Source organism: Mycobacterium parmense, from assembly GCF_010730575.1.
GTDB lineage: Bacteria > Actinomycetota > Actinomycetes > Mycobacteriales > Mycobacteriaceae > Mycobacterium > Mycobacterium parmense.
This window is the reverse complement of record NZ_AP022614.1, coordinates 3,759,998-3,784,129: the sequence shown is the minus strand read 5'-3', so window position 1 is coordinate 3,784,129 and position 24,132 is coordinate 3,759,998. Positions and strand designations below refer to the sequence as shown.

Below are 24,132 nucleotides of genomic sequence, written 5' to 3'. Positions count from 1 at the left end.
TCTGAGCACTGCCAGAGGTGCCTTAGCGAACGCTCACACAGCAGAGATCCGGCCTGAGCCTAGCCGAGGATCTTGCCGATCTGCGGGGGCAGCTGCTCGGCGACCAACGGGTAGCTCAGCGGCGAGGCGAAGGCGATCGCGCCCGCCTGCTCCTTGGTGGTGAAGATGTGGCGGTTCTGGGCCGTGGCAAGCGATCCCGCCACTTCGGGGTCGGCCAGCACTGCCTTTTGATCATCCGGGCTTTCGGTCGTCCAGATCACCACGTCGGCGGAGTCGAGCACCTGTTTGACATGATCGCGCGGGATGACGGCGCGGTGATCGGCGCCGAAGGCCTTGATGCTGTCGGCGATGACGAGACCCATCTGGTTGAGGAAGTCGGTGCGCCAGCCCGCCATGGTCGCGACGACGGTGCCCTGCCACAGCGTGCCCTGCATCAGCAGCGCCTTCTTGCCCGTCCACTGCGGATTCTTCTTGGCGACGTCGGTGAACTTCTGGTCGACGGCGTCGACGAGGGACTTCATCTGGGCCGGCTGAAACACCGCCTGGCCGATGGTGGTTGCCTGCTCCTTCCATGGCTCGAAGAAGGCGTCGCCGTCGGACTGCGGAACCGTGGGGGCGATCGCCGAGAGCTTCTGATACGTGTCGGCGTCCACTCCGGCGTTGACGGCCACGATCAGGTCGGGCTTGAGCCCGGCGATCTGGTCGACCGGAATGCCGTTGTCCAGACTGAGCACCACGGGCTGCGCCCCGCCGAGCTTCGGCGCGGCCCACGGCCACACCGCGAAGGGCTGGTCCCCGAACCAGTTGGTCACCGCGATCGGCACGACCCCGACGGCGAGCAGGTCGTCCTGCTCGGTGTAGCCGGCGCTGACAACGCGCTTGGGCGGCTCCTTGATGACGGTCTGGCCGAAGAGATGGGTGATGGTCACCGAACCGCTGGGCGAGGCTGCCGAATCCGATTTGTGTGACGAGCATGCGGGTGACGCTCCGGCGACCGCGACGACACCCGCGGCCCCTGCGAGCTGCAAGAATCCCCGGCGATTCCATCGCTGTCGCATCGCGTGAGAGTATCGCGTTCCTTCCTCGCAGCCGTGCCGCCGTGCGGTGGGCTCACTCCGGCGGCATGCCCGCGTCCAGGAAGTCCAGACCGCCCGACCGTTCCGGGCGTCTTGGGTGCGCCGTCATGGGCCGCCATCATGGCGCCCGTCAACGCGCCGACCTAGAGGCGCAGCTCGAAATCCGCAGGGTCGCGCCCGATTCGGTGACCGATCGCCTCGCGGCTGATTGCCTGACGAGTCCTGATCTTCTTGCGCTCCCGCAGGCCCGGGGGCGCCTCAGTCGCCTGCATGGGCCGACTGTCCCGCACCGGCCGATCTGACAGTGCCGGACAACCCATTGCGATCTCGATGTATTCACAGCGTAACGGCGGAAACGCAGGCCGGTAACAGGGCGTCTTTAGCGTCGAGTGGTCAGGTGCAAGCGCCACTTATCCTGGGCCGTCGCCGGTCTCGGATCCACGCGCCTCGTCGAAGGGGGCCCGCAAGATGACCACGACCACTTCACCGGTAGTACAGCCGTCCGAGCCGCGCCCCCATCACGCGGGGCGGCACTGGATCGACGATTGGCGGCCGGAAGACCCCGAGTTCTGGGCGTCGACCGGCAAGGCGGTCGCGCGCCGCAACCTGATCTTCTCGATCTTCGCCGAACATGTCGGGTTCAGCGTGTGGATGCTGTGGAGCATCGTCGTCGTCCATATGACGGCGGGTGCCCACGGCCATCCGTCGGCGTCCGGCTGGGCCCTGACCGCCAGCCAGGCGCTCTGCCTGGTCGCGGTGCCCAGCGGTGTGGGTGCATTCCTGCGGTTGCCGTACACGTTTGCGGTGCCGGTCTTCGGCGGCCGTAACTGGACGATCGTCTCCGCGGGTCTGCTACTCATCCCGTGCCTGCTGCTGGCGTGGGCGGTGAGCCATCCGGGCCTACCGTTCGCGGCGCTGGTGGCGATCGCCGCGACCGCCGGCTTCGGCGGCGGCAACTTCGCCTCGTCGATGGCCAACATCTCGTTCTTCTACCCGGAGAAGGACAAGGGCTGGGCGCTGGGGCTCAACGCGGCCGGCGGCAACATCGGCGTCGCCGTGGTCCAGAAGATCATCCCGCCCATCGTGGTCGCGGGCGGCGGGATCGCGCTGTCGCGGGCCGGCCTGTTCTACGTGCCGCTGGCCGTCGCGGCCGCCGTGTGCGCCTTCCTGTTCATGAACAACATCAGCGAGGCGAAGGCCGACGTGAAGCCGGTCTTTCAGTCGCTGCGGCATCCCGACACCTGGATCATGTCGTTGATCTACATCGGCACCTTTGGCTCGTTCATCGGCTACTCGGCGGCCTTCCCGACCCTGCTCAAGACGGTGTTCGGCCGCGGCGACATCGCGCTCGCGTGGGCATTCCTCGGTGCCGGAATCGGATCGATCATGCGCCCGCTCGGAGGCAAGCTGGCCGACCGGATCGGCGGCGCCCGCATCACCGCGGTCAGCTTCGTCATGCTGGCCGTCGGCGCCTCGGCCGCCCTGTGGTCGGTCAACGCCAAGAACCTGCCGATGTTCTTCGCCAGCTTCATGTTCCTCTTCGTGGCGACCGGCATCGGCAACGGCTCGACCTACCGGATGATCTCCCGCATCTTCAAGATCAAGGGGGAACTCGCCGGCGGGGACCCCGACACCATGGTGCACATGCGCCGCCAGGCCGCCGGTGCGCTGGGCATCATCTCGTCGGTCGGCGCCTTCGGCGGATTCATCGTGCCGCTGGCGTACGCGTGGTCGAAGTCGCACTTCGGCACCATCGAGCCCGCCCTGCAGTTCTACGTCGTGTTCTTCCTGCTGCTGCTTGGCGTCACGTGGTTCTGCTACCTACGCAAGAGCAACGCCGTCGCACGGGTCGGGATCTAGTCCCGCTGCCGCGCCCGCTTCGCCCGGCTGCGCCGCGCTCGCGATCGCCACTAGACCCGATGGTGGCGACCCGCTTCGCCCGGCTGCGCCGCGCTCGCGATCGCCACGGGGCCCGATGGTGGCGACCCGCTTCGCCCGGCTGCGCCGCGCTCGCGATCGCCACTAGACCCGATGGTGGCGACCCGCTTCGCTGGCTGCGCCGCGCTCGCGATCGCCACGGGCCCGATGGTGGCGACCCGCTTCGCCGGCTGCGCCGCGCTCGCGATCGCCACGGGGCCCGATGGTGGCGACCCGCTTCGCGGCTGCGCCGCGCTCGCGATCGCCACGGGGCCCGATGGTGGCGACCCGCTTCGCCTGGCTGCGCCGCGCTCGCGATCGCCACGGGCCCGATGGTGGCGACCCGCTTCGCCCGGCTGCGCCGCGCTCGCGATCGCCACGGGGCCCGATGGTGGCGACCCGCTTCGCCCGGCTGCGCCGCGCTCGCGATCGCCACGGGGCCCGATGGTGGCGACCCGCTTCGCCCGGCTGCGCCGCGCTCGCGATCGCCACGGGGCCCGATGGTGGCGACCCGCTTCGCCCGGCTGCGCCGCGCTCGCGATCACCACTAGCGCTTGCGGTAGGTGTCCCACGGGCTGTAGTCGGCAATCAGCTCTTCCTGCTGCGGGCGCTCACCGGTCGGGACGTGCTGGAGGTTGATGCGGATCCGGTACCAGATCGAACTGGGCCCGCGCATCCCGTCGACCAGGACGTCGGCCGGCTCGAGACGCTCGGCCGCCGCGGGATGGCGGTCGCGCCAGGTCTGCAGCGCGGCCATGGCCTCGTCCTTCGTCTTGGTGCGGGCCACCTCGATGAGCGGCATCGCCGACTGGCGCCGGCCATCGGTTCGCTTGCCGGTGCCTTTCGGCGCCCGCTCCGGGGGGCCCATTTCCTCGGCGAGGATCAGCAGGCGGTCGAGCTCGCCGACGGCGTCGTCCATTCCCGCCCAGGGGTCGCCGATGGCGGCAAGGCGGGCGGGCACCGTGTCGACGGTGAACGCAGCAGGGTCGCAGTCGGCGACCTCGTCCCAGAGCAGCGGCGTCGACACCCGGGCATCCGGTGTCGCCCGCACGGAATAGGCCGAAGCCACCGTGCGGTCCTTGGCGTTCTGGTTGAAGTCGACGAAGACGCCCTCGCGCTCCTCCTTCCACCAGCGGCTGGTGGCCGCGTCGGGTACCCGCCGCTCGACCTCGCGGGCAACGGTCTGAGCGGCCAGCCGCACCTGGCGGAAGTCCCAGCGCGGGGCGATCCGGGCGTAGATGTGGAAACCGCGCGACCCGGACGTTTTGGGCCAGGCCGTCAGCCCGTAGTCCTCCAGCACTTCCCGGACCACCAGCGCGACGTGGACGATCCGACGCCAGGAAACCCCCGGCATCGGGTCCAGGTCGACCCGGAGCTCGTCGGGGTGATCGAGGTCGCCGGCCAGCACGGGATGCGGGTTGAGGTCGACGCAACCGAGATTGACCGCCCAGGCCAATCCGGCCGCGTCGTGGATGACCGCCTCGGCGGCTGAGGTGCCCCGCGCGTAACGCAGCTCTGCGACGTCGACGAAGTCGGGCCGGTTGGCGGGCGCGCGCTTCTGGAAGACGGCCTCCTCACCGATGCCCTTGACGAAGCGCTTCAGGATCATGGGCCGCCCGGCCACCCCACGCAGGGCCCCGTCGGCGACGGACAGGTAGTAGTCAATCAGGTCGAGCTTGCTGCGGGAGCGCGGCAAACGGCTCGTTGTTTCGGGCCCGACCTCGCCGGGGAACACCACCTTGTCCGGATGGGTGATGGTGACCTCGTGCCCGGCCACCTCCAGCGAAACCGGACGGGACATGCAGTCGATGGTAATTCGCCAGAGGTTTCTGGCCGCGCTGAGACGGACGTCACATATGGTGGATTTCATGCCTAACCTCCCTGGCCTGCCCGGGTTCGCCACAGTTCAGCAGTACGTCGAGCGCGGCACGGCCGAGCTGCACTACCTGCGCAAGATCATCGAGTCGGGCGCGTTCCGGCTCGAGCCGCCGCAGAACTACGCCGCGATGGCCGCCGACATCTACAAGTGGGGCGAGTTCGGGATGCTGCCGTCGCTCAACGCCCGGCGCACCCCCGACCGCGCGGCGGTGATCGACGAGGACGGCGAATTCACCTACAAGCAGCTCGACGAGGCTGCGCACTCGGTCGCGAACGGCCTGCTCGACATGGGCATCAAGGCCGGCGACGGCGTTGCGATCCTGGCCCGAAACCACCGGTGGTTCGTCATAGCCAACTACGGGTGCGCTCGCGTAGGTGCCCGCATCATCCTGCTCAACAGCGAATTCTCCGGCCCGCAGATCAAAGAGGTGTCGGAGCGCGAGGACGCCAAGCTCATCATCTACGACGACGAATACTGCAAGGCCGTCGCGAAGGCCGACCCGCCGCTGGGCAAGTTGCGTGCCCTCGGCGTCAACCCAGACGCCGACGAGCCGTCCGGCAGCAAGGACGAGACGCTCGAGGACCTGATCGGTCGCAGCAGTAAGTCGCCCGCCCCCAAGGCGGCCAGGCATGCGTCGATCATCATCCTGACCAGCGGCACCACGGGTACTCCAAAGGGCGCCAACCGCAGCACCCCGCCGACGCTGGCGCCGGTCGGCGGCATCCTCTCGCACGTCCCGTTCAAGGCCGGCGAGGTGACGTCGCTGCCGTCGCCGATGTTCCACGCGCTCGGTTACCTGCACGCGACCATCGCTATGTTCCTGGGCTCGACGCTGGTGCTGCGGCGCAAGTTCAAGCCGCCCCTGGTCCTGGAGGACATCGAGAAGTACAAGGCGACCGCCATGGTGGTGGTGCCGGTGATGCTCTCGCGCATCCTCGACTCGATCGAGAAGATGGAGTCCAAGCCGGACCTGTCCAGCCTCAAAATCGTGTTCGTCTCGGGATCGCAGTTGGGCGCCGAATTGGCGGCCCGAGCCCTGAAGGACCTGGGTCCGGTCGTGTACAACATGTACGGGTCGACCGAGATTGCGTTCGCGACGATCGCCGGGCCCAAGGACCTGGAACGCAACGCGGCGACGGTCGGCCCGGTAGTCAAGGGCGTGAAGGTCAAGATCTTCGACGACAACGGCAAGGAGTTGCCGCAGGGTGAGGTCGGCCGGATCTTCGTCGGCAACACCTTCCCCTTCGCGGGCTACACCGGTGGCGGCAACAAGCAGATCATCGACGGGCTGTTGTCATCCGGGGATGTCGGATATTTCGACGAGTACGGGCTGCTCTACGTCAGTGGCCGGGACGACGAGATGATCGTCTCCGGCGGGGAGAACGTCTTCCCCGCCGAGGTCGAGGACCTGATCAGTGGCCACCCTGAGGTGGTCGAGGCGACGGCGATCGGCGTCGAGGACAAGGAGTGGGGCCACCGGCTGCGTGCGTTCGTGGTGAAGAAGGACGGCGCGGACGTCGACGAGGACACCATCAAGGGCTACGTGCGCGACCATCTCGCCCGGTACAAGGTGCCGCGGGAAGTGGTCTTCCTCGATGAGCTGCCCCGCAACCCGACCGGCAAGATCCTCAAGCGCGAGCTGCGCGAGATGGACCTAGACGATCAGAACTAGTGGTGATCGCGAGCGCGGCGTAGCCGGGCGAAGCGGGTCGTCACCATCGAACCCCGTGGTGATCGCGAGCGCGGCGTAGCCGGGCGAAGCGGGTCGTCACCATCGGGCCCCGTGGCGATCGCGAGCGCGGCGTAGCCGGGCGAAGCGGGTCGTCACCATCGAACCCCGTGGCGATCGCGAGGGCGGCGTAGCCGGGCGAAGCGGGTCGCCGCCATGCGCCCAGCCGACAGGAGTTTCAGCGCCGTTCCTGGATGCTGCGGGTGATCTGCGCGGTGAGTTTGGGGTCGGCCAGCAACTGGTCGATGAGCGCGGTGAGCACTTCCTGCCCTGTCACCCTGGCGACACCGAGGCGGTCGGCTGCTTCTCGCTGCCAGATGTCGAGTGCGCGGTGTGTGGCCGCCGGCAGGTCGACGGTGCGGCGCGTGCGCTGGGCGCGGACCGGCTGTGCCGGCTGGTTGATCGATCGGTGCCCCCCGTGCTGTCCCAGCCCGGTGAGCCGTTCGGTGGGGGCGGCGTCCCGGGAAGAGGACGACGAGGGGGCGCGAAACGATCCGGCGCCGGGTCCGACGTGGTTGGGATTGAAGTTCACGGCGGCGATCGTCCTCCGGTGATGGGCCAGTCAGTAAATCAGCATCCGAGCGTATAGCCCGATTGTCTCACCGATGTCAGGAGAAGTCGCGTCGCCGAACGGCCGCCGGCAACGGCGGGTAAGGGGTGCGAAGATGTCCCGGGGTCTGGCGGGTACGCAGCGCGCCGCTATTCACGACCAATGAAAGCAGTTAGCTTGATCACTTCCGCCGATGGGTGCAGAGCCGCGTTGCGGGAATGCATTGGCCAGGGGTTGTCATTTGCATAAATCAACCTTTTCAGGAAATGCAAAATGCGCTGAAGCGGATATACTGAGGCGACAGAATTCGGCGATCAGTAGGTCAGTATAGCGGCATCTATCAGGCAAAATGACTGCAGGCCGGTCATGACATCAGTAGGTCCGCATCCGCTGAAACCGAGCAGCGAGCAATTACTGATATACAGAATTACTCTATTTTATACCCACTCCGGACGTGGGAAATTAGCCGCACCAATTTGCCGAATAACTATTGTTTGCCTAGGTATTTATGAGTTACCGTGGAGCGCAACACGGCATGACTTCTTCGAAAGGGGCTCCGATGTTTTCTTCTCGATCGTTACGCTCTGCGGCAGCAGGTGCGGTGGGCACCGGGGCGATGGCGGCCGCGCTGCTGTTCGGCGGCGGCCCCGTGGCGCAAGCCGCTCCCGTGCCCGGCCCCGGGACGACCTTTGCCGTGGCAGGTCCCCACGGCGGCCCCGGACTACTTCCCGAACGCCCAGGCTTCGGCGGCGGACACGGCGGCTTTGGCCACGGCGGCGGCTGGGGGGGCCACGGGGGCCCGGGCCGCGGGGGCGGTTGGGGTCACGGCGGCTGGGGACGCGGGGGCGGTTGGGGTCACGGCGGCTGGGGACGCGGGGGCGGCTGGGGTCGCGGCGGCGGCTGGGGCAACAGCTGGTGGGGCCGTGGCTTCTGGGGCCACCGGCATTTCTGGAATTGGTGGTGGTGAGCCGCCGCTGAAGAGCGTGTAAGCCGGCCAGCCTGGACGTGCCGATCTCATAAAAGGCTGGCTGGCGCACGAAATGGGGGGGTAACCATGCCGGCCTGGCGAAAGTCAGGTCGGCATGGCCCGTTTGTGCCCACGGCACGGTGGGCCGCGCAGCGCCGGGCGGGGCCGGTTTAGGGGTCGCGCGGCAGGCCGAGCAACCGTTCGGCGATGATATTCAGCTGCACCTCGGAGGTGCCCCCATAAATCGTGGTAGCACGGCTGGCCAGTAGGTATTCGCCCCACTTGCCGCACAATTCGTCCGTATCACCGATCGCGGCGTCGGCGCCGAAGGACGACACCGCGAACTCGGCGTAGCCCTGGCCGGTGCGCATGGACAGCAACTTGGAGATGGCCGCCGAGGGCATGGCGTCACCGCCGGCCAGGGTCAGCAGCGTCGAACGCAGGTTCAGCACCTTGGCGGCATGCCCCTCGGCGATCAGCTGCCCGGCGCGGTGCTGCGCGACCGGGTCGAGCTGTCCGTCGCGGACGAACTCGACGAACTGGCCGAGCGTCGCCAGGAAGTTCGCCTCGCTGCTGCCGATCGACACACGCTCGGCGGTCAGGGTGTTGCGGCTGACCTCCCAGCCCCTGTTCACTTCGCCGAGCACGCACTCGTCGGGCACGAAGACGTCGTCGATGTAGACGGTGTTGAACATCGCGTTGCCGGTGAGTTCGCGCAGCGGCCTGACCTCGACGCCCTCGCTCTTCATGTCCAGCAGGAAGTACGTGATGCCGTTGTGTTTCGGAGCGTTCGGGTCGGTGCGGGCCAAAAGCGCGCCCCATTGCGAGTACTGCGCCGCCGTGGTCCAGATCTTCTGGCCGGTGATGCGCCAGCCCCCGTCGGCCCGGGTCGCCTTGGTGGTCAGCCCGGCCAGATCGGACCCGGCGCCTGGCTCGGAGAACAGCTGGCACCAGATCATCTCGCCGCGGAAGGTCGGCGGCAGGAACCGCTGCTGCTGTTCGTCGGTGCCGAAGGCGACGATCGACGGGATGATCCACGTCGCGATGCCCATCTGCGGGCGTTTGACCCGTCCGGCGCTGAACTCCTGGGCGATGATGACCTGCTCCACCGGGCCGGACGCGCGGCCCCAGGGCTTGGGAAGGTAGGGCAGCACCCACCCGCCCTCGGCGAGGGCGACGCCGCGCGGCTCGCGCTCCATCGCCTTGAATGCGGCGACCTCGGCCCGGATCTCGTCCCGCAACTTCTCGGTGTCGGGGTCGAGGTCGATGTCCACGGACCGCATGCCCGTGGTGGTCGCGGCGTCCACCACCTTCTGCGGGTATTGCGAGGCGCGGCCGAAGGACGCGGCCAGCATGAGCGCGCGCCGGTAGTAGACGTTGGTGTCGTGTTCCCAGGTGAAGCCGATTCCACCGTGCACCTGGATGCAGTCCTGCGTGCATCGCTGGGCGGCAGCGGGCGCGAGCGTCGCCGCCACGGACGCGGCGAACTCGACATGGGAACTCGTTGTGTCCCAATTATTGCGGCTCGCCTCGTCTACCGCCCGGGCGGCGTCCCACACTGCGGCGGTGGCCCGCTCGGTGTCGGCAATCATCTCGGCGCACCTGTGCTTGATGGCCTGGAACTGCCCGATCGGCCTGCCGAACTGTTCGCGGATCTTGGCGTAGTGCGATGCGGTGTCGGTCGCCCAGCGCGCGACGCCGACGGCTTCCGCGGCCAACAGCGTGGTCATCAGCGCGTGCGCGGTGCTCCTGCTCAGGTTGCTCAAAACGACGTCGTCGCCGACCTCGACGGCGTTGGCCCGCACATGCGCGATGGGACGCAGCGGGTCGAGACTCTTCACCGGTTCGACCTCGAGTTGCTCGGCGCGCAACACCACCCATTCCTCGCCGCTGTCGATGGCGACCGGCAGCACCAGCACCGATGCCTGAGCCGCGGCGGGAACCGCGCGCACTTCGCCACGGATCACCAGCGCGTCACCCTGGCGGGTGGCGGTCAACCCACAGCAGTCCATGGCGTAGGCGGCGATGGCGGCGCCCGAGGCCAGCTCCGAGAGCACCTTGGCGTCGGGGTCGTGCGCGCTGATCAGCGCGCCGGCGATCGCGGACGGGACGAACGGGCCCGGCACCGCGCCGTAGCCGAACTCGGCCAGCACGACCGCAAGCTCGAGGATCCCGAACCCCTGGCCGCCAACGGATTCCGCAAGATGCACACCCTGCAGGCCCTGTTCGGCCGCGGCCTGCCAGTACGGCGGGGGATTCTCGACCGGATTCTCCATCGCCGCGTGCAGGATCTCTGACGGCGCGACGCGTGCCACCAGCGACCGCACCGATTCGGCCAGGTCTTGATGCTCAGGGGTTATCGCGATCGGCATTGGTCGCCTTCCCTTTCGAATTCCTTGTGCTAAGCGCCTTCAAAACTAACAACCGGTCGGTTGGTAAACCACAGCGGCCAGCGTTTTGCCGTCGCGCAGCCGGCGTCGATCGTCGCGCCCTCGGTGCACCGGCGGAGCTCCAGCCAACGGAACTGGCTCACAACGGAATCGAGGTCCCTGGCGCCGAGGGGGCGGGAACTCTCAGCGCCATCGCTTGGCGATCCACCTGGCAATGGTGTCGGCCTGCTCGCTGCGCGCGCCCGGAGTGGTGAAGTAATGGTCGGTGTCGATCGAGGCCCGCGCCTTGTCGGTACCCCCGAGTGCGGCGTAGATGCGCTCGGCGTCGGACGGGAAGACCCCGGTGTCGGCCTCGGCGTTGATCACCAGCGACGGGCAGGTGATCCGCGCCAGGTGCGGCTCGGCCCGGGTCTGGGCGCAGCGCAGGCTCCACATCGCCAGCCAGTTGCGCAGCGTGCACGCCGCGGCGATCCCGTGCGCGGAGCGGTTCGCCTTGACCGGGATGCCCGCATAACACGTGTTCGGTTGTCGCTTGGTGGGTTCGATCGCGGGGTCGACCATGCGGGGATCGGCCCAGGTGCGCATCACGCAAAAGGGTCGGTCGGAAAAACCGGCGGCGCGAACGCGTTTGAACTCACTCTCGACCCAGTCGGTGATGGCGTCGTTGCGGGCGGTCTGCGCCCGCCGGTAGCGGGCGAGGAACTCCGGTGAGTAGGGCGGCCCGTTGCGCTGGTTGAACAGGTCGAGGTCGGAATCTGTTGCCACAGGATCATTTTCGTCGATGACGGCCGCGTCCATCCAGGCGGTCAGCACATCCGGTCGGCCGGGGTGCGCGGCGCTGGCCACGTAGCCGTCGGCGGCGGGCAGCTCGGTCAGGCCGGCCGCGGGCCGCACCCCCTCGAGCGGGGCCACGTTCGGGTCGACCGCCTGCGACTGGTAAGCGGCCATCAGTGAACCGCCTCCCGAGTTTCCCAGCAGCACAACGGTATCCACTCCCTGAACCTCGCGCAGCCAGCGTACCCCCACGCCGATGTCTACCAGCGCGTGGTCGAGCAGGAAATTGGTTTCGAAACCGCGGAACCGGGTGTTCCAGCCCAGAAAGCCGATGCCGCGGGTGGCCATGTAGTCGGCGAGGTAATGCTCCGAGAAGTCGATCTGGTAGTGGGTGGCGATCATCGCCACCTTGGGCTTGCGCCCCACGCCGCGGTGGTACAGGCCCTGACAGGGGTGTCCGCCCGCCCCGGCGCGCCCGGCGGTGCGTGACGGCAGACCGACGAATTCGCGTACCACCCCGGCGGCACCGGAATGACGGGTCACTCGTGCGTCCCCCCTTCGCGGGGAATGAAGGGCCCTGCTGCCATGGGGATTTCGGCACCACCGCGGGCCGGCGTGGTCGACACTTGGCGCACCTCCCTGGGCCGAGGGTGAATCTGATGTTAGATTCAGGATCTGATCTTGGCCAGGATCTCCGCAGGGGACCGTGAGGAGCCGCAAGATGATTAAGCCGCATAATCCCAACCGCGAATTCGAACTCGGCGGCATCAACCACGTCGCCTTGGTGTGCTCCGATATGGCGCGCACCGTGGACTTCTACACCAACATCCTCGGGATGCCGCTGATCAAATCGCTGGATTTGCCCGGCAACGCCGGGCAGCACTTCTTCTTCGACGCAGGCAACGGCGACTGCGTCGCCTTCTTCTGGTTCGCCGACGCCCCTGACCGGGTGCCGGGAATCTCCTCGCCGGGCGCAATCCCCGGCATCGGCGACATCATGAGCGCGGTCAGCACCATGAATCACCTGGCATTTCACGTGCCGGCCGAGAAGTTCGACACCTACCGGCAGCGGCTCAAGGACAAGGGCGTGCGGGTGGGGCCGGTGCTCAACCACGACGAGAGCGAGCGGCAAGTGTCCGCGACGCTGCACCCCGGCGTATACGTGCGTTCGTTCTACTTCCAGGACCCCGATGGCATTACCCTGGAATTCGCTTGCTGGACAAGAGAATTTGGCAGCAGCGATGCCCAGGTGGCGCCGAAGACGTCTGCCGATCGGCGGTCGCCGGTGAATGTCGGTCGCTGATTCGTCGATGACTTCCGGCATCCTGACCGACGCCCAGATCGCTGCGTTGACGCCGGCGCAGCGGCGCGAGCTGATAAAGCGGCTCGAACAACCCCTCAGCGACGTCATCGACCCCGCGTTCCTGGACCGGGTCCGGCGCATCCGGGTCAGCCTCATGATCGGTGGCTCCATGGCCATGGTGCCGTGGCTGGGATACCTGTCGTGGACGCTGCCGGACAACTACGTCGCCCACAACTGGCCCGCCACCTGGGTGGGATTCGATGTCCTGCTGGTCGTCTTCATGCTCGCCACGGCCGTGCTGGGCTACCTGCGCCGCCAGGTGCTGCTGCTGGCGGCCTTCACCTCCGGGGTGCTGCTGCTGTGCGACGCGTGGTTCGACCTCATGACCGCCGGACCCAAAGATGTCTGGCTGTCGCTTGTCACAGCCCTGCTCATCGAGATTCCACTCGCGGTGTTCATGGTCACGGGCGCGCTGCGCATCCTGCGGTTGACGATGACGCGCCTGTGGCTCATGGATCCGGGGATGCGGCTCTGGCATCTGCCGCTGTTTCCCTGAGCCCGTAGAGGCGTGGGTCGGCCAATTGGTCGAGCAGCGTCGCCAGCTGATCCACGAGCCGGTCCGGCTCCAGCCGGATGTCGCCGGCCAGCCATGCGCTGATCGTCTGCCCGACACCGCCGACCGCGAAGTGGGCCCCGGCTTTGATGCGGTCGTTTGCTGACAGCGCGTCGCCGGCATGCTGGCCCGACAGCATGGCGAACAGGGCGCTCGATTCGGCGCGTTTGCGCATGATCACCGGGTGGGCCAGCTGTGAGCTGAACAGAAGGCGCCCGATCCGGGCGTCGCCGACGACGGTCCGCACGATGTTGGCCATCCCGGCGCGGCTCTGCTCGTGCGCCGGTACCGCCGCCACCGCGGCCTGCGTGGTGGCGGCCAGGTCGGCGATCACCCAGTCGAACACCCCGGCAACCAGTGCGTCTTTGTCGGCGAAGCTTTCGTAGAAGTAGCGGGCCGCCAGCCCAGCTTCGCGGCAGATGCCGCGCACGGTCAGCGCGGAAGGGTCCGGCGGTTCGGCTCCCAGCAGTTCGAGGCCCGCGGTCAGCAACCGGCGCCGCCGGGCGGCCAGCCGCTCGGCGGCGTTGATGCCGCGATAGGGCCGCGCGCCGGAAGCCTCGGGCATGACCACCATCTTGACACCGGCGCCCGACGCGGACAACATCAGGAAACACGCGTTCGCACAATTAGCGCAAACAGCGCCTGGGAGGTCCCTTATGGCGGTCCACGAGCCACTAGGTCATGTCGAGCGCGCCGTCGCCGACCCGCCCCGGCGGCACCGGAGCGCGCGGGGGCGGGCGTCCGGCATCGACGAGGGTTTGATGGGCGTGGCGCTGCTGGCCGGCCCCGCGAACGTGATCATGCAGCTGGCGCGGCCCGGCGTCGGCTACGGCGTGATGCAGAGTCGCGTCGAGAGCGGCCGGGTGGACCTGCATCCGATCAAACGCGCGCGCACCACCTTCACCTATCTCGCGGTTGCCACCCGCGGCAGCGAAACGCAGAAGGCGGCCTTCCGGCGCGCGGTCAACCGGGCGCACGCCCAGGTGTACTCGCTGCCCGGCGACCCGGTGCCCTACAACGCCTTCGACCCCGACCTTCAGCTGTGGGTGGGCGCCTGCCTGTACAAGGGGTCCGTCGACGTCTACCGCATCTTCGTCGGCGAGTTGGGCGCGCAGGACGCCGACCGCCACTACGGCGAAGGCATGGCGCTGGGCACGACGCTGCAGGTGCCGCCGGCGATGTGGCCGAAGGACCGTGCGGCGTTCGACCGCTACTGGAACGAGTCGCTGGCGAAGGTGCAGATCGACGACGCCGTGCGGGACTATCTGTACCCCATCGCCGCGGGCCGTGTTCGGGGACTGCCCCTGCCGTGCCGGCTGCAGCGCCTGCTGGACGGCTTCGGGTTGCTGATCACCACAGGCTTTCTGCCGCAACGGTTCCGCGACGAGATGCGGTTGCCGTGGGACACCGCCCGGCAACGCCGCTTCGACCGGCTGATGGCGGTGCTGCGATCGCTGAACCGCGCGATGCCACGTTTCGTCCGCCAGTTCCCCTTCAACGTCTTGCTGTGGGACGTCGACCGCCGCATCCGGACGGGGCGCCCGCTGGTCTAACTCGCGGTGCGTCGCCGCACCCGCGATGCGCTTTTCTCGGCTTTGGCGCGGTACATGGCGCGGTCGGCGTCGCTGAGCAGCTCTTCGGCGGAGCGCGTGGCCGCCGGATCGACACAGGCCACACCCACGCTCGCACGAATTCTCGGCGCGGTGGCGCCGGCGATCGCGACCGGACCATCCAGGGCCGCGGCAAGACTGCGGCAGATGTCGTCGATCTCCCCCGGGCGCAGGGACCGTTCGATGACGACCACGAATTCGTCGCCGCCGACCCGACCGACCATCCCGTAGCCCTCGACGGCGGCCTTGAGTCGCCGTCCGGCCTGCCTGAGCAGATCGTCACCCGCGCCGTGGCCGAGTGCGTCGTTGACGGCCTTGAGATCGTCAATATCGATGAAAAGGACTGCGCCCAGCACCTTTTCGGCATCGGGTTGGAGGGCGGCGTTGATGGTCGAGATGACACACGCGCGGTTCGGCAGTCCGGTGAGCGCGTCGTGGTTGGCCTGGTGCGTCAGCGCCAGGGTAGCCTCGTGCCGCGCGGTGACGTCGCGGAGCGTGACGAGAATGTCTGACCCGGCGGGATCTTCGGGGTGCAGCGCCTGGTAACTGATGCACAGCCAGCGGCGCTGACCGTCGGGCCAGTCGACGCCGTACACCGTGTCCATGATTGCGGTGCCCGTTTCCTGCACGCGCAGGTTGGGCCGCTTCTCCCTGGCGAGCGGTTCGCCCGAAGCGTCGAAAAGCGGAACCTGACTGGCGCGCGCCTGGAAGTCGGTCGCCAGCTGACCCGGTTTCATGCCCAGAATCCGCAACGCGGCCGGATTGATGGACACGAGATCGCCGTCCGGCGACAACAGGACGATTCCCTCGTCGAGGCGCTCGACGACGGTCTGCAGGCGCTGTTCGTTCGCTTGGGGCCGCCGCAGGTCGGTGCAGACCAGAACGGCTCCGGTCTCGGCGGGCGCCGCCGCGACGTGCACAGGAACGGCCGTGCCGTCGCTCGCGCGGTGCAGGTCGGTGTAGGAGAACAAACCCTTTTCGGCGAGCCCGCTCAGATCGATCGCGGTCCCGAGGGCTTCCGCCACCGGTTGGCCCATCACGTCGGCCGCGGGCCGCCGGTAGGTGCGTTCGGCCGCCCTGTTCCAGTGCACGATCAGTCCGTCGGCGTCGACCCCGACGACGCAGTCGCTCATGCTGTCCGCGAGCGCCGCGGGCACCGTGATGGTCCCGGGCGTCGGGGAGCTGGCGCGCGGGAGCGGTGGGTACACGCAATCGGCGATCCACGACGTCAGCACCCGAACTCCTCATCCCGAAGTCGGCCCATCGCTGGGGGTTTCTTTCTCGGCGGCGCCACCGGCTCTCCGGACGCAGAAACACCCGCTTTACCGCAGAATGGGCGAACGATCGTACTATCGCAACACATGCGATCTTAGGCAACTGGGGGCCCTGGATTCCAAATAGTGATCCGATCGGCCGACACGGCGCGGACACGGTGCGCGCGCGGCCCGGCGGTCGCAGCGCGCGGATCCGCGCGGCCGTGCTCGACGCGGTGCGCCGCCAGCTGTCACTCAAGGGCTACGCCGCCGTGACGCCGGCCGCCGTGGCAACGCTGGCAGGAGTCGACCGGGCAACCGTCGGCCGCCGCTGGCCGAGCAAAGCGCAGCTGGTCATCGACGCGGGCCTGGAGCTGGCCGAGGATGCCCCTCCGGTGACGGTCAGCGGCGATCTCGACCGCGACCTGCGCCTGCTGGCCAGGCGGGTCGCGGCGGCGCTGGGCGACCTCGGCACTCGCCGGCTGATCGCCGGTTTCATCGCGGCGCGCGCCGAGGACCCGGAGCTCGACGACTTGATCTCCCGGTTCTGGGCGAACCGGTTCGGTGCGGTGAGGGACATTCTGGACGGCGCGCGCGACTGCCCCGACACGTCCGCGGCCCGCGCAGAGACCGTGGTCGAAGTCCTCGTCGCGCCGATGTACTTCCGCGCGTTCATCAGCGGTAGGCCCATCGACGACGCCCTTATCGAAAAGTCCGCAGCCCAGGCCGCGGCCGCTGCCCGTTGCTAGTGCCGGGACCGGGTACCGCGCCGAGGTGCAGCCCGCCTACTCCCCGGCTGGATTAGGGGCCGTCCCCGACCGGCGGTCGCGGTTCGAATTGCCCGGCGCGAGTTCCGGCGGGCGGCACCGGGACTTCATTTGGGTTGATAACGAAAACCATTTTCAGTAAGCTGCTTGGGGTTCGCCCAGCTCGTCGCAGGAGAGGTGAGGAGTACTGCCATGGCTTTGCGGGTGCTGCCAGAGGGCTTGGCCGCCGCGGGTGCGACGGTCCCACCGCTGGCCGCCAGAATGGAGGCCGTTCCGGTGGCGCCGTGCGACACGATCGCGGGGCAGTAACCGTGACGGCGCCAATCTGGATGGCCGCACCGCCGGAGGTGCACTCGACGTTGTTGAGCAGCGGCCCCGGGCCTGGGGCGTTGGTGGAGGCGGCGGGCGCCTGGAATTCTCTGAGCGCGGAATACGCGTCGGTGGCGCAGGAGCTCAGTGCGCTGCTGGCGTCGGTGGAGGGCGGCGTGTGGGAGGGGCCCAGCGCCGCGGCGTACGCGGCGGCATACGTGCCGTATCTGGCGTGGTTGATGCAGGCCGGGGCCAATAGCGCGGCCGCGGCCGCCTCACTGGAGACCTCGGCCGCGAGCTACACCGCCGCGTTGGCGGCGATGCCGACGATGGCCGAGCTGACCACCAACCATGTGGTCCACGGGGTGCTATTGGCCACCAACTTCTTCGGCATCAACACGATTCCGATAGCGGTCAACGAAGCCGACTATATGCGCATGTGGGTGCAGGCCGCCCTGACGATGGCGACCTATCAAGCGGTCTCCAGCGCCGCGGTGGCGTCGACGCCGCAGACCACCGCGGCGCCGCAGATCGTGAAGACCGACGCGCAAGCCGACCCGGCGGCCCTGAGCAACGTGCTGTCGGAGGCCACCAACTTCGTTCAGTCGATCGTCCAGGGGATCGAACAGCAGGTCCAGATATTCCTGGCGGACCCTGGGGGGTTCCAGGCGCAGATTTCGGGCATTCTGCTCGGCAACGGCTATGGGAACAACCCTCTCGGGCTGCCGCAGGGTTTGGTTAACTTGCTGCAAAGCGTCGGTATCTCGAACACTCAGGTCGCGCACGACCCGACGGTCAACCTTCCGATCGATAACATCGTCGTGAACATCTTGCAGCACTTCGGCCAATCTTGGGATCCCGTAGGTGGCACCATCAATGGAGCCACCTATGACACATATACGAATCCCGGGCAAGCGTCATTCTGGCTCGCCCGAAGCCTTGAACTTTTTGAGGATTTTCAAAATTTCGCGGTCGACCTGACGCAAAACCCGGTGGAGGCCTTTCAATGGGCCGGTAGCTGGTTGTTTTTCGACATCCCCACCCACATTGAGGAAGTACTTTCCTATGCAGTCACCAACCCGGCGGTGGCACTGGCTGCAACCTCAGCCATCACCCCCGCGGCTCTGGGGGGCTTGGGGGGCCTGGCCGGGCTGGCCGGCATAGCTCACGTGGCGCCTGCCCTGGCCGCACCGGCCGCCGCCGCGCCCGCCGCGTTGCCGGCGATAGGGCTCACCTCGGTCGCCGTCCCGGCCGCCGCGCCCGCGACAGCTCCGGCACCGCCCTCGCCCAGCCCCGCGGCGCCGCCGGCCCCGGCCCCGCCGCCGCCACCACCGCCTGCGCCCGCGGCTGCGGCCGGTTTCGTACCCCCATACGCGGTGCCTCCCGGCATAGGGACCGAATCCGGGATGAGTGCCAGTTCAAGCGCCGTCGCGCAAAGGAAGACGCCAAGACGCGGCGCCTTGGCGGCGGTGCCAGCCGCAGTGGCCGCGCGAGAGGCGGCGCCGGCACGGCGGCGGCGACGGGCGCGCCAGCGTAACTACGGCGACGAATTCATGGACATGAACGTCGACGTGGACCCCGATTGGGGTGCGCCGACGGCCGACCAAACCGCAGCCTCCGGCCAAGGGGGCGGAAACCTGGGGTTTGCCGGCACGGCCCACAAGGCTTCGGCCGCGGGCGCGGCGGGCCTGACCACACTTGCTGGTGACGAGTTCGGCGGTAGCCCAAGGATGCCCATGATGCCGGGCACCTGGGATCCGAAGGGCACTCCTGAACGGGATGACGGGGCGTCAGGAAGCTGAATCGCAACGACGAGAGGGATTGTGATGAGTTTGTTGGATGCGCATATTCCGCAGTTGGTGGCGGCGCAGTCGGCGTTTGGGGCTAAGGCGGGGTTGATGCGCAGCACGATCGGTCAGGCTGAGCAGGAGGCGGTGTCGGCGCAGGCTTTTCATCAGGGTGAGGCGTCGGCGGCGTTTCAGGCCGCGCATGCCCGGTTCGTGGAGGCCGCGGCGCGGGTGAACACGTTGTTGGATATCGCTCAGGCCAATCTGGGGGATGCCGCGGGGACCTATGTGGCTGCCGATGCGGCGGCGGCGTCGGGTTATACCGGGTTCTGATCTCTCCGTTAGTTGCGAAAGGACTTGTGATGTCGCAGATTATGTACAACTACCCGGCGATGCTGGGTCATGCCGGGGATATGTCGGGCTATGCGGGCACGTTGCAGAGCCTGGGGGCTGATATCGCCAGTGAGCAGGCCGCGTTGTCGAGTGCCTGGCAGGGTGATACCGGCATGGCGTATCAGGTGTGGCAGGCCCAGTGGAACCAGGCCATGGAGGCCCTGGTGCGGGCCTATCAGTCGATGGCCAGCACCCATGAGGCCAACACGTTGGCCATGTACGCCCGCGACACGGCCGAAGCCGCCCGGTGGGGCGGCTAGCGAACCGGCCCGAAAGGCCTTGCGCCACTGGGTTCTTGAGGACCGCCCGGCCGAGCGGGTACCGGCATAGCCACGTGCTGAGGTCCACGGAGAGAATCCGCGCCGAGGCCGCACGCGCGCTCCCGTTGCGGTGTCCGCGCCCTGACATACTGATACGGTGCCAACTCTGAGGAATGGGTCCAGGCTGCGCGTCGGATCGATGGAAGTCCTGGTTGGCATCATGCTGGCCGGCCTCTTCTCGGCGACGATGCTGCGAAAAGCTGTCCTCGACAGTCAGGCATTGTCGACGGCGGGCACGGTTTTCTGTGGGGTGTTCGTCCAAGCGGTTCCCTTCCTGGCGCTCGGGGTAGTAGTCAGCGGCTTGATCGCCACCTTCGTGTCGCCGGAGCGATTAGCGCGCTGGGTGCCGCGACGTCCCGCGATCGCGGTGCTGGCTGCCGGCCTCGGTGGAGCGGCGTTGCCCGGGTGTGAATGTGGGTCAGTTCCCGTGGCGCGGCGATTGTTCGGCGAAGGCGGGGCGACGGGTGCCGCGGCCCTGACATTCATGCTGGCCGCGCCGGCGATCAATCCGGTGGTGCTGGTGGCCACCGCGGTGGCCTTTCCCGGTGCGCCGATGATGGTTATTGCCCGGATGGGGGCGTCACTGCTGACCGCGGTGATCATGGGGTGGGCGTGGGCGCGGTGGGGCCGCCCGGAGTGGATCACCCGTCGGCTGCCACCCTCGAGCGCTGCGACCCAGTCCCGATGGGTGGTGTTCGCCGAGGCGGCCCGGCACGACTTCCTCCAAGCCGCATCGTATTTGGTGCTGGGTGCCGCCGCGGCGGCCATGCTTCATGTGATGGTGCCGCCGTGGGTGTTCGCGAATCTGGCGGGCGACTTGGTCCTCGGTGTGGCGGTAATGGCCGTCCTGGCGGTGGTGCTCGCGTTGTGTTCGGAGGCTGACGCGTTCGTGGCAGCCAGCATGACGATGGTTCCGTTGTTACCCAGGCTCGTGTTTCTGGTGGTGGGACCGGCCGTCGACGTGAAACTGTTTGCGATGCAGGCGGGCATGTTCGGCCGCGCTTTCGCGGCCCGTTTCGCGCCCGGCACATTGCTGGTCGCAACGGCGAGCGCATGTATCGTCGGGCTTTTCGTCCTCGGCGGTACCTGAATGAGCCGCGAGACTGAGAACACCGTCCTGCTGCTGGTGGGAATCGGTATCGTCCTGATCACGCTGTCGGGCACCTTCACGCGTTACGTCAAGCCCGGGCTGATGCCGTGGCTGGCCGCGTCGGCGGTCTTGCTCATCGCGTTGGCGCTGTCGGCGATCATCGGCGATATCGCCCGGGGCGGGCCCCGGCTCAGCGACCATCCCGGCGATCATGACCACTCCCATACCCATAGGGCCGGAATTGTGTGGCTGCTTCTCGTCCCCATCGTGCTCCTGTGCTTTGTGACGCCGCCGGCGCTGCGGCCCTCAGCCGCAGGCCCGTCTGTGACCTCGGTGTCCAATGATGTTCTCAATCGGGCATTCCCGCCGCTACCACCGGGCGCCGCACCCGAAGTGTCGCTGCCGGACGTGTTGATGCGGGAAGCTCAGGACACGACCGGCTCGTTGACCAATCGGTCGATCACCGTAACCGGATTTGTCGTCAACGAGGCACAGGGCGTGGACCTTGGACGCATCGTCATCATCTGTTGTGCCGCCGACGCCCAACTGGCCCGGCTCCATTTGCGTGGCCCGGCTGCCGCCGACGCCGCCGGGCTGCCAGACAATACCTGGCTCCGGGTACAGGGCCAGGTGTTACCCGTTGTCAAGCAAGCAAAGTCGGTCTCAGTTCCGATACTGCAGGCCACTTCGGTTACGCGCATCGATGCCCCGCCCAACCCGTATGCCTACCCTCATTGACGGGCCCGCTGGCACGTCGCCATTACGTCAATTGCTGCGACTGAGGCTGCGAGTCCACAACTGGTGGCGGCCGAGTTTTCGCGGCACCGGCGTATTTTCCCATTCGCCCAGCTCCAGCCAGTCGCGCAGCGCCGCTGCGTCATCGCTGTCGGTGATGGGGCCGATCCACTGGGCCGGCCCGCAGGCTATCCGGTCGTTGGTGCAGGGCTGGAGTAAAGCCATGACGCCGCATCCGGTCGGGCGGGACGCGCAGGTGAGTGGCCCGAGCACGCACGCCGCGGAGACGAGCACCGCGCGTGGACATCGCCGAATGGTCGGACGTAGTTCGTCGATTATCGACAAGTTCTGGTAGGTCCCGCAGGCAGCACATACCACCACCGTGAAGGGACGGCGGGTCCCGCCTCCGGCGGGCGTCAACGCGGCGCCTGGCCGGGGTAGGGCAGTAGCGCCATTTCGCGGGCATTTTTGATCGCGATGCTGACCTGCCGTTGTTGTCGAACCGTGAGACCGGTGACATGTCGCGAGCGAATTTTGCCGCGTTCCGAAATGAACACGCGCAGCGAGGCGGTGTCCTTGTAGTCGACGGTGCGCAGGCCCAGGCTGGCCAGCAGGTTCTTCTTGGTCGACCTGACGCCCTGCTGGGCGGGACGACGAGATCGCTGAGGTTTTTTGGCCATGCTCAGCGTTCCTCTCGGAACTCGACGTGGCGGCGGATCACCGGATCGTACTTGCGGAGCACCATGCGATCCGGGTCGTTGCGCCGGTTCTTGCGAGTCACGTAGGTGTAGCCGGTGCCCGCCGTCGAGCGAAGTTTGACGATGGGTCGGATCTCGTTGCGCGCCATCAGATTCGCTGCCCTTCGCGCCGCAACCGCGCAACGACGGCTTCGATCCCGTCGCGGTCGATCACTTTGATGCCCTTCGCGCTGACCCGCAACCGGATCCGCCTTCCCTCGGACGGCAGGTAGTAGGTCTTGAGCTGGATGTTGGGTGACCAGCGCCGCGGAGTTCGACGGTGCGAATGCGAGACAGCGTTACCGAAACCCGGTGCCCTCCCGGTCACTTGGCAATGGGCGGACAATCTGAGCCCCTCTCGGTCCCATGCTTATTGAAAATCATTTTCGACAAGCCCTGCCTGAGACGGTACCGTATCGGTAGGCTTAATGAAAATGATTACCGATAAGGAGGGCGATGCGAACGCCCGTCATCCTGGTTGCCGGCCAGAACGGCACCGACCAGGTCGTCACCGCACTGCTGCGTCGCCCGGGCACGCTGCTCATCGAGCATCGGTTCGACGGTCACGTCGTGCGCCGCACGTCGACAACCCGCCAGCACGGCATGATGACTACAGCCGAGGTCGGGCTGGAACTCGCTCACGGATGCATATCGTGCACCATCCGTAATGACCTCATGATCTACCTGCGGCAGTTGCACCGGCGCTCGGACGTCGACCGCGTCGTGGTCCGTCTGGCGCCCTGGCTGGAGCCGGAACCCATCTGCTTGGCGATCAATCACGTCCGGGTGCGGGTGGCGCCGGGATACGTCGATGGGCCCGCAGCCCTGGACGTGGCGATCGCCGCAGTGGTGAGTTGTCTCGATACCTCGGTCTGGCTGCGACAAGCGCTCGGAGACGACGAACTCGACGACGGTCGGACCGTCGCCCAAGTCGTGGTGAACCAGGCCGAATTCGCCGACGTGGCCGTACTCGACCGCGCGAATCCGGTCGCGGCTGCCGTACTGCAACGGCTATCGCCCCGTGCTCGCGTCCAGGTGACCGCCGCAGGCATCGAGGACGCCCTGAGCGATCTCCACCGGGAGGCACGACGAGGTCGAAGTGACGACCCGCACGGCCCGTTGCTTCTCGGGCAGCCTCCACTGGAATCTCGGACCCAGGTAGGCCTCGTCGAGTTCAACGCGCGCCGCCCGTTCCATCCCCAGCGTCTGCACGAGTGTCTCGACTTGCTGCTGGACGGCGTCGTCCGTTCCCGGGGGCGGCTGTGGCTGGCCACTGAGCCCACCGAGGCGATGTGGCTGGAGTCGGCCGGCAGTGGAATGGGGGTGAGTTCGGCCGGCAAGTGGCTCGCCGCCTCGACATCGGCGGAAATTGCAGACGTCGACGCAGAGCGACGTGCCTTCGCCGAGCTGAGCTGGGACGCCCGGCACGGCGATCGCCACTCGGCCATGACAATCCTGACGTATGGCGCGCGGCCCGCCGACATCACAAACGCCCTACGAGGGGCGGTGCTCACTGACGACGAGTTCCGGTCCCCACAGGACTGGATGCACTATGAAGATCCCTTCGGGGACTGGCAAGAAGGCTCGTGTGAAGCCGAAGGCGCCGAAAACGCGGCCGCCCGGAACATCCAGCACGGAGAACGATGATGAAACAAGGCATCCACCCCGACTACCACCCCGTCGTCTTCCAGGACGCCACCACCGGCGCCATGTTCCTGACCCGATCGACCGTCACGAGTTCACGCACCATCGAATGGGAGACTTCGGACGGAGTCCGCACTTACCCACTTATCGTCGTGGAAGTCAGCTCCGATTCCCACCCGTTTTGGACAGGCGGCCGCCGAATCGTCGACACCGCCGGGCAAGTGGAGAAATTCCGCCGCCGCTACGGCACCCGGTAGTCGGCGCAGTTTCCTCGTCACGGCACACCGGC

At 67.6% G+C, this 24,132-nt stretch carries 26 protein-coding genes and 1 pseudogene; 14 read left to right on the top strand and 13 right to left on the bottom strand.

The genetic code is table 11. The annotated features are described in order from the left end of the window. Positions 1 to 59: 59 nt before the first annotated feature. Both G6N48_RS17530 and G6N48_RS28685 read right to left on the bottom strand, forming a co-directional pair. Positions 60 to 1,058 carry an ABC transporter substrate-binding protein gene (locus G6N48_RS17530; protein ID WP_085271456.1) on the bottom strand — a complete coding sequence of 333 codons (999 nt, stop codon included), beginning with the start codon at positions 1,056 to 1,058 and terminating at the stop codon, positions 60 to 62. Between the two features lie 161 nt (positions 1,059 to 1,219). Then, positions 1,220 to 1,348 carry a hypothetical protein gene (locus tag G6N48_RS28685; protein WP_264051439.1) on the bottom strand — a complete coding sequence of 43 codons (129 nt, stop codon included), beginning with the start codon at positions 1,346 to 1,348 and terminating at the stop codon, positions 1,220 to 1,222. Positions 1,349 to 1,544: 196 nt separating this feature from the next. Here G6N48_RS28685 and G6N48_RS17520 point away from each other — a divergent pair, with 196 nt between their 5' ends. Then, positions 1,545 to 2,936, top strand: a complete 1,392-nt coding sequence (locus G6N48_RS17520; RefSeq protein ID WP_085271457.1) for an MFS transporter — start codon at positions 1,545 to 1,547, stop codon at positions 2,934 to 2,936. Between the two features lie 62 nt (positions 2,937 to 2,998). On the opposite strand, the pseudogene G6N48_RS28975 reads toward G6N48_RS17520, so the two are convergent. Both G6N48_RS28975 and G6N48_RS17510 read right to left on the bottom strand, forming a co-directional pair. Next, positions 2,999 to 3,099, bottom strand: a pseudogene (locus tag G6N48_RS28975) (2-isopropylmalate synthase); the annotation flags it as partial. Positions 3,100 to 3,540: 441 nt separating this feature from the next. Further along, positions 3,541 to 4,794, bottom strand: coding sequence for a DNA polymerase domain-containing protein (locus tag G6N48_RS17510; protein WP_085271651.1), 1,254 nt, complete (start codon positions 4,792 to 4,794; stop codon positions 3,541 to 3,543). A 67-nt stretch (positions 4,795 to 4,861) separates the two neighbouring features. On the opposite strand from G6N48_RS17510, the gene fadD2 reads away from it, so the two are divergent. Continuing rightward, a complete protein-coding gene (gene fadD2 / locus G6N48_RS17505) occupies positions 4,862 to 6,544 on the top strand; it encodes a long-chain-fatty-acid--CoA ligase FadD2 (protein ID WP_085271652.1) in 1,683 nt (560 codons plus the stop codon). A 235-nt stretch (positions 6,545 to 6,779) separates the two neighbouring features. Here fadD2 and G6N48_RS17500 read toward each other — a convergent pair whose 3' ends face one another. Further along, the gene (locus G6N48_RS17500) at positions 6,780 to 7,133 is read right to left on the bottom strand and encodes an ATPase (protein ID WP_085271650.1); all 354 of its coding nucleotides are present in this window, start codon (positions 7,131 to 7,133) and stop codon (positions 6,780 to 6,782) included. Positions 7,134 to 7,752: 619 nt separating this feature from the next. Between G6N48_RS17500 and G6N48_RS28680 the strand changes: the two genes are divergently transcribed. Then, positions 7,753 to 8,118 (top strand): hypothetical protein, encoded by a 366-nt coding sequence (locus G6N48_RS28680; protein ID WP_179969883.1) that lies wholly within the window; start codon positions 7,753 to 7,755, stop codon positions 8,116 to 8,118. Positions 8,119 to 8,288: 170 nt separating this feature from the next. Here the strand turns inward: G6N48_RS28680 and G6N48_RS17490 are convergent, their stop codons facing one another. Together G6N48_RS17490 and G6N48_RS17485 are read right to left on the bottom strand one after the other, a co-directional pair. Continuing rightward, on the bottom strand, positions 8,289 to 10,490 hold the full coding sequence (locus G6N48_RS17490) for an acyl-CoA dehydrogenase (protein WP_085267376.1): 2,202 nt from the start codon (positions 10,488 to 10,490) through the stop codon (positions 8,289 to 8,291). 201 nt (positions 10,491 to 10,691) lie between these two features. Beyond that, entirely contained in the window at positions 10,692 to 11,825 is a 1,134-nt protein-coding gene (locus tag G6N48_RS17485) for an alpha/beta hydrolase (protein WP_085267375.1), read from the bottom strand. A gap of 178 nt (positions 11,826 to 12,003) precedes the next feature. On the opposite strand from G6N48_RS17485, the gene G6N48_RS17480 reads away from it, so the two are divergent. Both G6N48_RS17480 and G6N48_RS17475 read left to right on the top strand, forming a co-directional pair. After that, on the top strand, positions 12,004 to 12,585 hold the full coding sequence (locus G6N48_RS17480) for a VOC family protein (RefSeq protein WP_085267379.1): 582 nt from the start codon (positions 12,004 to 12,006) through the stop codon (positions 12,583 to 12,585). A gap of 7 nt (positions 12,586 to 12,592) precedes the next feature. Then, the gene (locus tag G6N48_RS17475) at positions 12,593 to 13,141 is read left to right on the top strand and encodes a hypothetical protein (RefSeq protein ID WP_085267378.1); all 549 of its coding nucleotides are present in this window, start codon (positions 12,593 to 12,595) and stop codon (positions 13,139 to 13,141) included. Here G6N48_RS17475 and G6N48_RS17470 read toward each other — a convergent pair. Beyond that, positions 13,095 to 13,763, bottom strand: a complete 669-nt coding sequence (locus G6N48_RS17470; protein ID WP_372511388.1) for a TetR/AcrR family transcriptional regulator — start codon at positions 13,761 to 13,763, stop codon at positions 13,095 to 13,097. The genes G6N48_RS17475 and G6N48_RS17470 overlap by 47 nt on opposite strands. 91 nt (positions 13,764 to 13,854) lie before the next feature. Here G6N48_RS17470 and G6N48_RS17465 point away from each other — a divergent pair, with 91 nt between their 5' ends. Further along, a complete protein-coding gene (locus G6N48_RS17465) occupies positions 13,855 to 14,751 on the top strand; it encodes an oxygenase MpaB family protein (protein ID WP_085267374.1) in 897 nt (298 codons plus the stop codon). Here G6N48_RS17465 and G6N48_RS17460 read toward each other — a convergent pair. Next, positions 14,748 to 16,043 carry a diguanylate cyclase domain-containing protein gene (locus tag G6N48_RS17460; RefSeq protein WP_139825591.1) on the bottom strand — a complete coding sequence of 432 codons (1,296 nt, stop codon included), beginning with the start codon at positions 16,041 to 16,043 and terminating at the stop codon, positions 14,748 to 14,750. The genes G6N48_RS17465 and G6N48_RS17460 overlap by 4 nt on opposite strands. Before the next feature lie 197 nt (positions 16,044 to 16,240). On the opposite strand from G6N48_RS17460, the gene G6N48_RS17455 reads away from it, so the two are divergent. The 6 genes from G6N48_RS17455 (at position 16,241) to G6N48_RS17425 (ending at position 21,465) form a co-directional block, all read left to right on the top strand. Further along, complete coding sequence (locus G6N48_RS17455) at positions 16,241 to 16,810, top strand: TetR-like C-terminal domain-containing protein (RefSeq protein WP_161494162.1); 570 nt, start codon at positions 16,241 to 16,243, stop codon at positions 16,808 to 16,810. 329 nt (positions 16,811 to 17,139) lie between these two features. Beyond that, the gene (locus G6N48_RS28675) at positions 17,140 to 18,939 is read left to right on the top strand and encodes a PPE family protein (protein ID WP_269475431.1); all 1,800 of its coding nucleotides are present in this window, start codon (positions 17,140 to 17,142) and stop codon (positions 18,937 to 18,939) included. 24 nt (positions 18,940 to 18,963) lie between these two features. Beyond that, positions 18,964 to 19,257 (top strand): type VII secretion system protein EsxG, encoded by a 294-nt coding sequence (gene esxG / locus G6N48_RS17440; protein WP_085267136.1) that lies wholly within the window; start codon positions 18,964 to 18,966, stop codon positions 19,255 to 19,257. Positions 19,258 to 19,286: 29 nt separating this feature from the next. Further along, positions 19,287 to 19,577 (top strand): WXG100 family type VII secretion target, encoded by a 291-nt coding sequence (locus G6N48_RS17435; RefSeq protein WP_085267171.1) that lies wholly within the window; start codon positions 19,287 to 19,289, stop codon positions 19,575 to 19,577. A gap of 199 nt (positions 19,578 to 19,776) precedes the next feature. Beyond that, a complete protein-coding gene (locus G6N48_RS17430; protein WP_139825566.1) occupies positions 19,777 to 20,727 on the top strand; it encodes a permease in 951 nt (316 codons plus the stop codon). Then, entirely contained in the window at positions 20,728 to 21,465 is a 738-nt protein-coding gene (locus tag G6N48_RS17425; protein WP_085267138.1) for a TIGR03943 family putative permease subunit, read from the top strand. It begins immediately after the preceding gene. A gap of 27 nt (positions 21,466 to 21,492) precedes the next feature. On the opposite strand, the gene G6N48_RS28310 is transcribed toward G6N48_RS17425, so the two are convergent. The 4 genes from G6N48_RS28310 to rpmB form a co-directional block, all read right to left on the bottom strand. Further along, positions 21,493 to 21,687: a hypothetical protein gene (locus G6N48_RS28310; RefSeq protein ID WP_232066651.1), complete on the bottom strand. Its 195-nt coding sequence runs from the start codon at positions 21,685 to 21,687 to the stop codon at positions 21,493 to 21,495. A 191-nt stretch (positions 21,688 to 21,878) separates the two neighbouring features. Then, entirely contained in the window at positions 21,879 to 22,142 is a 264-nt protein-coding gene (gene rpsR / locus G6N48_RS17415) for a 30S ribosomal protein S18 (RefSeq protein WP_085267140.1), read from the bottom strand. Positions 22,143 to 22,144: 2 nt separating this feature from the next. Further along, the gene (gene rpmG, locus G6N48_RS17410) at positions 22,145 to 22,309 is read right to left on the bottom strand and encodes a 50S ribosomal protein L33 (protein WP_085267141.1); all 165 of its coding nucleotides are present in this window, start codon (positions 22,307 to 22,309) and stop codon (positions 22,145 to 22,147) included. Next, on the bottom strand, positions 22,309 to 22,545 hold the full coding sequence (gene rpmB / locus G6N48_RS17405; RefSeq protein WP_085267142.1) for a 50S ribosomal protein L28: 237 nt from the start codon (positions 22,543 to 22,545) through the stop codon (positions 22,309 to 22,311). Before rpmB ends, rpmG begins: the two co-directional genes overlap by 1 nt. Before the next feature lie 110 nt (positions 22,546 to 22,655). Here rpmB and mrf point away from each other — a divergent pair, with 110 nt between their 5' ends. After that, positions 22,656 to 23,846 carry a ribosome hibernation factor-recruiting GTPase MRF gene (gene mrf / locus G6N48_RS17400; protein WP_085267143.1) on the top strand — a complete coding sequence of 397 codons (1,191 nt, stop codon included), beginning with the start codon at positions 22,656 to 22,658 and terminating at the stop codon, positions 23,844 to 23,846. Then, positions 23,846 to 24,100: a type B 50S ribosomal protein L31 gene (locus tag G6N48_RS17395; RefSeq protein ID WP_085267144.1), complete on the top strand. Its 255-nt coding sequence runs from the start codon at positions 23,846 to 23,848 to the stop codon at positions 24,098 to 24,100. Before mrf ends, G6N48_RS17395 begins: the two co-directional genes overlap by 1 nt. Positions 24,101 to 24,132 lie beyond the last annotated feature (32 nt).